Raw genomic sequence first — 10,193 nt, forward strand, 5'->3', positions numbered from 1 at the left:
GTTATTCAGAAAAAGGCAGAAATTTTGGATAGTTCTCCAAAGCCTTCGGTATTTGTGAATTAAGTGGTTTTCCAGCTAAAACTGTTTCATAATACATAATATACTTCTCAGTCATTGCCTTTGCCGAAAATACATCTTGCGCATATTCATGACAAAGTTTAGGCGAAAAATGATCAACATTCTTGAGTTGTTCTACCAATTCATGTTTATGATTTGACAGAAAGCCTACCTCCGGATGAATCAATTCTGGTAATGACCCATAAGTGGTACCAAACACCGCTGAACCCATATAAAGGCTCTCAACAATGGCCAAACCAAATGGCTCGTGCCATAAAACTGGGAAAAGCAAGGCTTTGGATTGGTTCAATATTTGTAATTTTTCTTGTCCTCCTATCATCCCATGAAACCGTACATTGAGGTCGGGCGTGAAACGAAAACCCATTTTGAAATTTAAGCGACTGCCACCCATTACCACTAATTTATGATGACTCCGTTTGGCAATCTCAATTGCCCCTTTTACATTTTTCACACGCCAAGCGGCTTTTGCTAAAAAATGAAGATGTTTTCGTGGAAGGTTAAAATCTGGCTTTCCATATTCATCAAAGTCGATTCCGTTATATACAAATGCTTCTCCACCGTGGCGTTCTGCATGGTTTTTAGATACAAAAACGGTATTTTGATGTAAAGAATCTAATTGTGAGCTGTTCCCATGCTGAGTTACTACAAAAGGTTTGCGAATATATTCTTGCGGTTTTTGGTTGAGATGAACCACATCAATGTTATCAGGAATTTGTCCGTCTAATGGTTCATTCTCCTTATAGGGAATAATGTTAGCAAAAGGCGATTGTGAACCTTCTTTTACTAAAAAAGTTACTTTATGACCTAACAAACTAAGGTATTTTCCAAGCCACCAAACTACTCGTTCTGTTCCACCATATTGATTTACAGGAAGTATCGCATTATGTTGAAGAAGTATATTCATTATACATTGTTCCTCCAAAAGCTGTTGAAGAGACAAAATTTAAAAGATTTCAAGATTGTTTTCTTAATAAAAAATCATATTTAATGCTACAAATTTAAGGTATTGTCTGTGTAGTTTGACTATACTCAAAGAAATAAGCGTAATTTTGAGGCTTTAATTGAAAATCATTACATTTTAAAGATAGAAGTTTATGCGTTGCTCAGTGAATATCGCTTTTTACAATAAAATTGATCATCTAAAACTCATTTTGGCAGCATTAGAACGCCAAACGGTTAAAGATTTTGAAGTGATTATTTCAGATGATGGTTCTCGTGAAGAGGTAGTTAAGCAAATCAAAGAAATTCAAAAACATTCACCACTCCATATTAACCACCTTTGGCAAGAAGATAATGGCTGGCAAAAAAATATCATGCTCAATAAAGCTGTGATGAGTGCGAAGTCTGATTATATTATTTTTATTGATGGTGATTGTATTCCAGACGATAGATTTGTGGAAGCTCATTTAGAAGCCAAAGAAAAAGGATTTGCACTATCGGGAAGAAGGGTATATTTATCAGATAAAATTTCTAAAAAATTGACTCCTGAAAGCATCAAAAAAGGCTATTTCAAAAAGAATTTTTTGTATTTATTATTATCAGGTGAAACACGTCATGGCGAAAAAATGCTTTATGCAAGAGTCCCATTTTTTGCTAGAATGATTAACAACAAACATCGTGATATTTTAGGCTGTAATTTTTCAATTCATAAAGAAGATTTGCTAAGTATCAATGGTTTTGATGAGCGTTTCCTTTGGCCTGGTGTGGGCGAAGATTTAGATGTTTATAGAAGGCTTCGTCAAATTGGGAAATCAACAAAATCTGTAGCTTCGTCGGCTTTAGTTTACCATCTGCATCATAAAGAAACTAAAATTCCACAAGAAACTTGGGATTTGCAGAAAGTAACACAAGCAGAAACGAACCCATTTACGCCCTTTGGAATTGTAAAAAAATAAAATCGGTTTCTCAAAAACAGCTATTTTGATTAACTCATAAATTGATGGTTCTATCCTATTATTCTCTATTTTAGATACGTATGACTGCGAAAAGCAAAGTAAACTTGTTTTTACTTCTTGAACAACAATGAAAAGTGTCTCAGGTATCGTTTTAGATTAATTCGCTTTACAGCAACACGTTGTTGTATACTGATTGCAGCAAAGTTCCAATTTCTAACAATCTCTATGTCATGATCAAGTGGGCGTACACACAGCAAAGACTCTTGTAAAAAACGATTTATTACTGCATTCCACTCTATATTATTCCTATTATAATGCCCAATATTTTCACTTGCTGGCTTTACATTTCCAAATTCAGCCATCGCTACTGACAAGGCAAACTGTTCTATTAACTTTTTATTTACTTTTGCCAACAGCATATTATCACAGATAATCAAGGCCAGTTTTACTATATTCATTCCTATTTTACTAGGTAACCCTACAACACTAGCATTCCACATATAATGGTCTGCACTAATGACGATTCCTCCAAAAGATTTTTTAGCTACTTGCTTCCACATTATTGTTTCAGGTTTGCTCTTGAGGGCAGAAAGCTTCCCTTCATTCATATGCATCAAAGGATTATCCAAAATCGTTTTTATTGCTTTAATATCTGAATACAAAAAGGTGTCTGCATCCACATAAAGCACATCTTCATGAGGGTGAATCGAACAAATATATTCAATAGCTTTGATTTTTACTCTTAGAAAATACCTATATTCCCCCTCCCATTCTTCTAACAACCCTTTACTAATTTCTACAATATTTACTCGCTCGGCTACACGCTGATAGAATCTTGGTGCATCAGTCAAAATATAAATTCTATCAGAATTATCCATCTGCCCTAGAAACGAGCAAATGGAAAAGTAAGCTTGCGTATGGTTTCGCTGCTCTTCACCAAAAACCAAGTATAAAATATTCATAACTAATTAAGATTACTCAGGATGCTTTTTACAAAAGACTTCAAATGATATTTCTCTTTAATTTCTTCTGCAATGGGTTGATAAGGCATTTTGAAGAATACGCTTGGATTTTAGTGAAACATTGGATAAAATCAGTCTTTATGTTATTTTTTATATAAATTAAATACGTATTTAAGTTTACAAAAACCTAACTTTTTATTTCTATTTTACTAAAACCTCTATTATTTCTCTCCAATTTTATTTGGGTTGAAATCCTTTCTTTGATTGATTCTACGTGTGAAATAATCCCTATATTCTTTTGTCCTTCTTGCTGTAGTTTTTCTAAAGTACTCAACGCCAAATCAAGCGTTTCGGGGTCGAGGGTTCCAAAACCTTCATCAATAAAAAGGCTTTCAAGTTTTACATTCTTAGAGGCCAAGTCTGATAAGGCTAATGCCAATGACAAACTTACCATAAAGGTCTCTCCACCCGAAAGTGTTTTTACCGAACGACGCTCATTTCCCATATACTGGTCAACAATCATGAGTTCATCATCCTCATTCTCAGTGGGTTTGTCCAATAAGTACCTATCTGACAGCTCCGCTAATCGTCGATTAGATAAAGCCACCAGTCTCGCTAATGTCAAGCCTTGTGCAAATGTACTAAATTTTTTCCCTTCTGCATCTCCAATATATCGGTTTAATAATTCCCACTTCAAATTAGATTTTTCTAAGAACGCAATTTCCTGTGTTAAAACTGACACTTCGTTGAAAAGCGTGTTCTGAGACTGTATTTTTACCCTTAAATCAACCACTTCATCAGCCACTGCCTTCCGCTGTTCTTGTAAAGTTTTACTGAATTCTATAAGCTCTTCCAAGCTTATTCTTGGGTTGTCTTCTTGCTGTTTTAGTTCAAATTCTATTTTTTTACTTTTCAATTCATTTTCTAAAACGGTTATTTTTGTTCTGAGTTTTTCTTGTTCATCACGCAAGCTTTTACTTTGTTCTACAGAAAGCAATTGTTTTTGAGCTTCCTCTACATCGGTAAAACCTAAACTTTGCAAAGCCTTCAACAATTCATTTTGTACTTCTTTTGCCGCTTCACTCTTTTCTTTAATTTCTGTACGAAGTTGCTGAATTATATGTTGATTAGCAGTGATTTTTGTTTGTAATTCAGAGAATTGTTGTTGTAGTATATCACAATCATTATTGATATTCTTGCCAGCATATAAACCTTTAATGGTATCCAGAAGGGTATTTTTCTGTTCTTGAAAACCTTTTGTTTCTTTTACAATTTTGTGTAATACTCTTAAATCTTCTAATACTTTAGCAGACTTTATCAATAGGTTTAAAGCTTCTGTTTGCCCTTCTTTCAACTTTATTTGGTCTTGCACCCACGCCCTGTTCCCTACTTTATCTAGCTGTAAATTCTGTTTTATATCAGTTATTTCTACATGCTTTTCAGTTAGTTTATCCTGAAATCCTTGTTTTTTCTGCTGTTCTTTTATTTCAATTTGTCGTGCTGAAGCTATTTGTGTTGTCAAAATATTCACTTCATTACTTAATTCTTTTTCTGCTATTTTCTGAGCTTTTAAGTCTTGGTCTATCTCCACATAATTATTAGCATAGTGGCTTAGAAAAGGATGTTCCAATGAACCACAAAGCGGACAAGCTTCGTCTTTTTTCAACAAAGTAGCCCTATCTTTTTCAAAATTATAAGACTTTCCTAAACGTTCTTTTTCACTTTCTAACTGCTCTATTTTCTTAATAAGAGTAGCTAATAAGGTTTGTTTTTTTTCAAGAACAAGGGTATTCGAATTTTGGCTTTCAAGCTGAATTTTCTCCTCTTTTTCAGCTTCATTAAAAAGCGTCTTTAGGTTACTATACTCACTAATCAATTGGTTTAGTTGATGGTACAATTTCACCTCAAACTCTAACCGATATCCTTTTTCTTCTATTTCTTCTGGTGATGAAATCTCAGCAATTTCATACCATTTTTCCATCTGTACTTTCTGTGCTTGTGCTACCGATTGGATAAGCATTAACGAATTATCAGCCAATTGATTGACTGATAAACTACTTAATTGAGGAATTCTCAGGAAGGATATTGACTCGTTAATTTGCTGTTGCTTAGCTTTCAATGTACCTTCTTGTTCGCTCAACTCACGCATTAATTCCGTTACGTTTCTACGATACTCTAACAATACCTCACGTGCTTCCTCTGCTCCTACTTCTTGTTTAGTCAGCGCTGCAATGGCTTCTAGGTTTCGTTTAAATGCCTCTTGATTATTAAGTAAATCCTTCGTTTGAGTTTCTTGCCTATTTTGCAGATTTACAAGTTCTCTTTCATCATTCTTTACCTGTGCAATCTGCTCTCTGAAAGGTTCAACAAGTTGGTGTTGCTGTAATATTGGTAATTTCTCCGTTTCAAATTGTTGCCAAATAGCCTTTGTAGTAACAAAGTCTTTTTCCTTCTGAAATATTTCTTGATTGATGATTGCCAAGGCATTTTTTACTCGAATACTTTCTGAAGTTTTTTCAATATTTTCATTCGCCTGACTAATCAACAATTCTTTTTCAAGTAAATCTTTTTCCCAGTTTTCAGCAATTTCTTTGGCTACTAATTTATCTGAAACACTTTTTATTTGATTACGCTTAAGCTTTAATTCTCCACCTTTTTCATTATTAATTTCAAATGCTTTTTTACCTAATAAGCGATAAATTTGCATACCCGTAATATCTTCCAGTAATTTTCCCCGCTCGTCTTTCCCAGACTTCAAAAACTTTGAAAATTCACCTTGCGAAAGCAAAATTGATTTTACAAATTGATCATAATTCAATCCTATCAGGCTTTGATTTTTATCGGGTACATCTGTTTTTTTATTGGTAATAATCTGGTCTTTGGCTTTATCAATTAGCTCCATGCCATAATCATTTAGATTATGGTTTCTATTGACATTTATCCACCATTTAGACACATATACACCCGACTTACAAACATATTCTACTTCAACGACACATTCTTTTTCACCACGAGTCAGAATTGACCCGCCAGAACCCACTAAATCCTTAGAAATCTTTTTGTCAAATCTTGGCACTCTGTTGAACAATGCCAAAGTGATGGCATCAAGCAAGGTAGATTTTCCTGCACCAGTAGGCCCAACAATGGCAAAAAGCCCTGCTGTTGATAGTGGACTTGCCGTAAAATCAATACTATGCTCTCCTTTAAAAGAGTTGATATTTTTTAAATATATTTTATTGATTTTCATCGCCTAATTCTCCTCTTTAACTTTTTGTAATAATTCCGTAAAAGCCTCCATCAATAAAGCCTGATGTTCTTCTGAAAGTCCGCTTTCTTTTTCCAATCTTCTTTTTAAAATCTCGGTTTCATTGATGTCATCAATGTGTTCTCCTTCATAAAAAAGCTCTTCGGTACTTTGTACTTCATTTTTAAAGCTTATTCTATGTTTCAGCACAATGGCATTGTCGTCTTCAAAAACTGCTATAATATCATTCAACTCTCTTGTTAAAAGCGGGTTATGTAATTCTTCAATTACTTCTATTTCTAAAAATGCTTTCAAAAGGCATTCGTTTTGAAAACTACTCAGTTGGCTTTTCACCTTTTCAAAATCACCACTTATTTTCTTTAATAACCTGTTTTTAGGAACAAGGATATCTTCTATCCGCGTAATTTTACCATGTTTCACTTCTAATTCAGTAATAACCTTCAAATCACTTTTTTCACTAAAACTCAACGCTATCGGCGAGCCAGAATAACGAATATGTTCTTTCCCTGACACTCTCTGTGGTCGATGAATATGTCCTAATGCTACATAATCAAGTAGCTCAGAAAAATCACTTCCTTCAAACGAAGCCAGATTACCTATCTGGATTTCTCGTTCAGATTCAGACCCGATAGAACCATTGGCATATAAATGTCCCATGGCAATAACAGGTATTCCTGGGAAACGTTCATGACAGATATTAGCTAACTGGTCATAATGGTTTTTAATACCATTTCGCACCGCTTCAATACGTCCTGAGGGTGTCTCCCCCTCCACTGGCTGACGCAAATCGGCATCTCGCAAATAAGGAATAGCACAAACAATTACCTCCTTTAAATCAATTATTTGGTCTTCAATATCAGGTGTAACACCGCCAATAACGATAACATCCAACATCGCCAGAATATCCTTTGGGGCATTCAGCATCGACACAGAGTCATGGTTTCCTCCTGTAATAATGATTTTACATTTCTGTACAATCATTTGTCGTAAAAACCAATAATATAGCATTCTGGCTTCGGCTGGAGGATTGGCAAGGTCGAAAATATCCCCAGCAATTAATAGGACATCAATCTCTCGTTCTTGGATAGTGGCTATCAGCCAGTCCAAAAACAATTTATGGTCTTCGTGAAGGTCGTATTTATGAAGTTTTTTACCCAAATGCCAATCGGCAGTATGCAGAATTTTCATGGAATGTCATTCTTATTTAAAGAATGCAAAAATACGCCTCTTAATTGAATTATAGCTTAAAAATCAATAGGCTTTACAAAAGCATAAACCCCACGATATTGAAATGTTCAATAGTTGTGGGGTTTATAAAAATCAGTTTACCTAAAAAACCTTATGTATTACTCAAATTAAAGAGCTTGAAAAAGCTGATTTTGCTAAATTTAAATGAAAACTCATGCTCAAAAGGTCGTAAAAATAAGATTAGCGCACCAATCATGATTAAAGCAAAACTTACTAAGCCATGTACAAAACCTATTAAAACATGAAATAATATTCCTAGAAATAATAAAGTACCTCTGTTATTTTTACTCATGAATAATCCTGCAAAAAGCAAAAATTCTAGGATAATTACCCACCAATTGATAATCGTTAATGAGAACGGATTTTGTAACAATGGTAGTACGATAGGTTTAAGCCAATTCGCCATTCCAAACATTGGGTCTGTAAACCAATAGTACAGCGCTGTTCCGTTTTGCCATTCTAATACACTACATTTGCCAACGGCCGAGTGTAAATAAATAACTGCTACTTGTATTCTCACTAAATCATAAAAAATAGAAGCCACTAAGTGCTTATATCTATATTTAGCACCAACCTTCGGATTCTCGGCAGTTTCCCAATGCCATAAACGACTATCTGTTAAAGTAATTGGAATTAATAAAAAACTAATCACTGTAGCGGCGTGTTCACCACCATCTACCAATGGAGCTGATGAAATTAAACTATAATTTATCCACCAATGTAACACCCCCATGATTCTAGGTCTCCAACCGATTGTTACTACAAATAAAATGACGATACTAATCCATCTTGCTAATTCAAGGTTATTGGATAATAGGCAAAAAAGACTAATTTTTCCACTTAATCCATTACACATAGGTATATCATCAACGCCCAATATTGGTCTGAATAGCGTACTTACATCATTCATTAATAAGGTAAGTAAAACACTCAACGCAATAAGCGACCTGCCTAAGCCATAAACATTACTCCAAATATTGAGGCTTAGTTTTCTTTCGATTTGATTATCTATTTCTTGCCACATAACACTTTTAGAATTACATATTTAGCTGGCATTTCTTCACTCTTTTTAAGTTCAGACCATGCCCAAGGTACTGGAGAATAACTTACTATTGCTATTGTATCTTTCAAAATAGGCATTGGAGATATATTCCTAACCTCTATTACTTTGGTAGTATCTTTTTTGATACAATCAACAAAATTTCCATTACAATGCTGCCAATCATTTTCAGATGGCTGAGGAATAATCATAGCCATTTCAACAGATTGAGCCCTAACAAGCCTATTTAATCCAAACGAATTACCCGGTTTTGAAAGTGGGGTAAGTGGATTTTGGATCCACTTACCATTTTCTTTATAATAAATTATCACTTCTTCTTCCTTTGGATTTCTGGTAAAAAAAGCCCATCCTTCGGGTAAAAATGACTGGAAAGTACTTGTCACCTCGGTATTGTAAATCGACAATGGATTATGGGGCAAAGAAATTGTCATTGTCAGAATCACAAATACAACCACGAATAGTTGCCCCACGATATATAAGGCCCTCATATTCTGAATTGATATTGTTGTGTGATTGATTTCACTAGTTGCTCTTGAAATAAAACCTCTTTCCCAAAAAGATCAGATGGGATAGGAGTATTATCAATCGCAAATAATACAACATTTACCGCTACTGCTATATTAACAGCTTCGTGCACATTCACATTTTGATTGATATTTACATTCTCATTCACATTGACATTCTTGTTTTCATTCACATTTTCGTTCACATTAAACCAACTGCCTGCTCCTATATCAGCCAATCTGTTAAAATTGACATCAATATTTCTATTAAAATTGAGATTTTGAAGACGATTGAGGTTTCGGTCAAGCTGTAAGTTTAAGTTTTTATTGGTGTTCAAATTGAAATTGATGTCTCTATCAAAATTCAAATCAAAGTTTCTGTTTTTATTCACAGCCAACATACTATTTGTATTTGGTCCGGGAAATAAATTCACCATTCTGTTCTGATTAATCTGGAGATTTGTAACCCTATTTGTCATAAGCCCTTTTAATAACCTACCTTCTGGGTCAGGCACGTTAAGAAGTTCTTTTAACTTGGCAAAATCAGATACTTCAGCCAATTCTCTTAATTTCTTCTTATCTTCTTTTGAATAAAGGCTATCTATTAGCTCGGGGTTTCTTTTTAGAATAAGCAGAGGCATCAGGGTACTTGTAGAACCAAGTATTTTCTCGCCTGCATATTTTAAAGCTGTTTGAACTAACACGGGGTCACCACTTTGTACCATTGCTCTGAACTCTTCAAAAAACTCAGGAGATTGCTTCTTAATATCTGCGATGACAAATTCTTTGTATTTATCATACGTTTTCTTTTGAGCAGCGTTAAACTTGTCAATACCAGCGTAATCTCTAATCTTTTTCAATTCAGGAATGTTCACACTCGCGTCTCCTTCGATAAACATAATATCAGAAAAGAGTTTAGCTCCATCCACTTTGGTGGTATTATTGGAGTTTCCTTTGTTTTCACAACCGCTAACTATCGCAAGCGATGTGACTAGCGCCCAATAAAGGACTACAGATTTGATTGTTTTCATCATTTAATTGATTTAGATAAATTGTTGTTTAGTAATATTTACTAGGTATAAAATTGTAAATAAATGGATGTAGAACAATCTGAAAATTATTGAGCGGTATCTAAATTTATCTAACGGTATATTTTTTCAAATAAATTATTACGCTTTTAAT

9 protein-coding genes are annotated in these 10,193 nt (G+C 34.3%); 1 reads left to right on the forward strand and 8 read right to left on the reverse strand.

Annotated elements, in window-relative coordinates:
- Position 1: 1 nt before the first annotated feature.
- The gene (locus AC07XN_RS08240) at positions 2 to 982 is read right to left on the reverse strand and encodes a glycosyltransferase (RefSeq protein ID WP_494742680.1); all 981 of its coding nucleotides are present in this window, start codon (positions 980 to 982) and stop codon (positions 2 to 4) included.
- A 190-nt stretch (positions 983 to 1,172) separates the two neighbouring features.
- Between AC07XN_RS08240 and AC07XN_RS08245 the strand changes: the two genes are divergently transcribed.
- The gene (locus AC07XN_RS08245) at positions 1,173 to 1,973 is read left to right on the forward strand and encodes a glycosyltransferase (RefSeq protein ID WP_309915347.1); all 801 of its coding nucleotides are present in this window, start codon (positions 1,173 to 1,175) and stop codon (positions 1,971 to 1,973) included.
- On the opposite strand, the gene AC07XN_RS08250 is transcribed toward AC07XN_RS08245, so the two are convergent.
- From AC07XN_RS08250 to AC07XN_RS08280, 7 genes are all read right to left on the reverse strand, one after another.
- Positions 1,857 to 2,120 carry a helix-turn-helix domain-containing protein gene (locus AC07XN_RS08250; protein ID WP_494742687.1) on the reverse strand — a complete coding sequence of 88 codons (264 nt, stop codon included), beginning with the start codon at positions 2,118 to 2,120 and terminating at the stop codon, positions 1,857 to 1,859. The two genes, AC07XN_RS08245 and AC07XN_RS08250, sit on opposite strands and share 117 nt — an antisense overlap.
- Complete coding sequence (locus AC07XN_RS08255; protein ID WP_494742681.1) at positions 2,084 to 2,935, reverse strand: hypothetical protein; 852 nt, start codon at positions 2,933 to 2,935, stop codon at positions 2,084 to 2,086. The genes AC07XN_RS08250 and AC07XN_RS08255 overlap by 37 nt, the downstream gene beginning before the upstream one ends.
- Before the next feature lie 187 nt (positions 2,936 to 3,122).
- Positions 3,123 to 6,182, reverse strand: a complete 3,060-nt coding sequence (locus AC07XN_RS08260; protein ID WP_494742682.1) for an AAA family ATPase — start codon at positions 6,180 to 6,182, stop codon at positions 3,123 to 3,125.
- Between the two features lie 3 nt (positions 6,183 to 6,185).
- The gene (sbcD, locus tag AC07XN_RS08265) at positions 6,186 to 7,388 is read right to left on the reverse strand and encodes an exonuclease subunit SbcD (protein WP_494742683.1); all 1,203 of its coding nucleotides are present in this window, start codon (positions 7,386 to 7,388) and stop codon (positions 6,186 to 6,188) included.
- A 151-nt stretch (positions 7,389 to 7,539) separates the two neighbouring features.
- On the reverse strand, positions 7,540 to 8,472 hold the full coding sequence (locus AC07XN_RS08270) for a sporulation-delaying protein SdpB family protein (protein ID WP_494742684.1): 933 nt from the start codon (positions 8,470 to 8,472) through the stop codon (positions 7,540 to 7,542).
- Positions 8,457 to 8,996, reverse strand: a complete 540-nt coding sequence (locus AC07XN_RS08275) for an SdpA family antimicrobial peptide system protein (RefSeq protein WP_309915333.1) — start codon at positions 8,994 to 8,996, stop codon at positions 8,457 to 8,459. The genes AC07XN_RS08270 and AC07XN_RS08275 overlap by 16 nt, the downstream gene beginning before the upstream one ends.
- Positions 8,993 to 10,045: a sporulation delaying protein family toxin gene (locus tag AC07XN_RS08280; RefSeq protein WP_494742685.1), complete on the reverse strand. Its 1,053-nt coding sequence runs from the start codon at positions 10,043 to 10,045 to the stop codon at positions 8,993 to 8,995. Before AC07XN_RS08280 ends, AC07XN_RS08275 begins: the two co-directional genes overlap by 4 nt.
- Positions 10,046 to 10,193: the final 148 nt, after the last annotated feature.

This window comes from Arcicella sp. GW458-12-2-14-TSB2, assembly GCF_059423785.1.

Bases quoted from the DNA above. Each gene is read 5' to 3' on its own strand.
- AC07XN_RS08240 (WP_494742680.1), bottom strand. From the start codon at position 982: ATGAATATACTTCTTCAACATAATGCGATACTTCCTGTAAATCAATAT.
- AC07XN_RS08245 (WP_309915347.1), top strand. From the start codon at position 1,173: ATGCGTTGCTCAGTGAATATCGCTTTTTACAATAAAATTGATCATCTA.
- AC07XN_RS08255 (WP_494742681.1), bottom strand. From the start codon at position 2,935: ATGAATATTTTATACTTGGTTTTTGGTGAAGAGCAGCGAAACCATACG.
- AC07XN_RS08260 (WP_494742682.1), bottom strand. From the start codon at position 6,182: ATGAAAATCAATAAAATATATTTAAAAAATATCAACTCTTTTAAAGGA.
- sbcD (WP_494742683.1), bottom strand. From the start codon at position 7,388: ATGAAAATTCTGCATACTGCCGATTGGCATTTGGGTAAAAAACTTCAT.
- AC07XN_RS08270 (WP_494742684.1), bottom strand. From the start codon at position 8,472: ATGTGGCAAGAAATAGATAATCAAATCGAAAGAAAACTAAGCCTCAAT.
- AC07XN_RS08275 (WP_309915333.1), bottom strand. From the start codon at position 8,996: ATGAGGGCCTTATATATCGTGGGGCAACTATTCGTGGTTGTATTTGTG.
- AC07XN_RS08280 (WP_494742685.1), bottom strand. From the start codon at position 10,045: ATGATGAAAACAATCAAATCTGTAGTCCTTTATTGGGCGCTAGTCACA.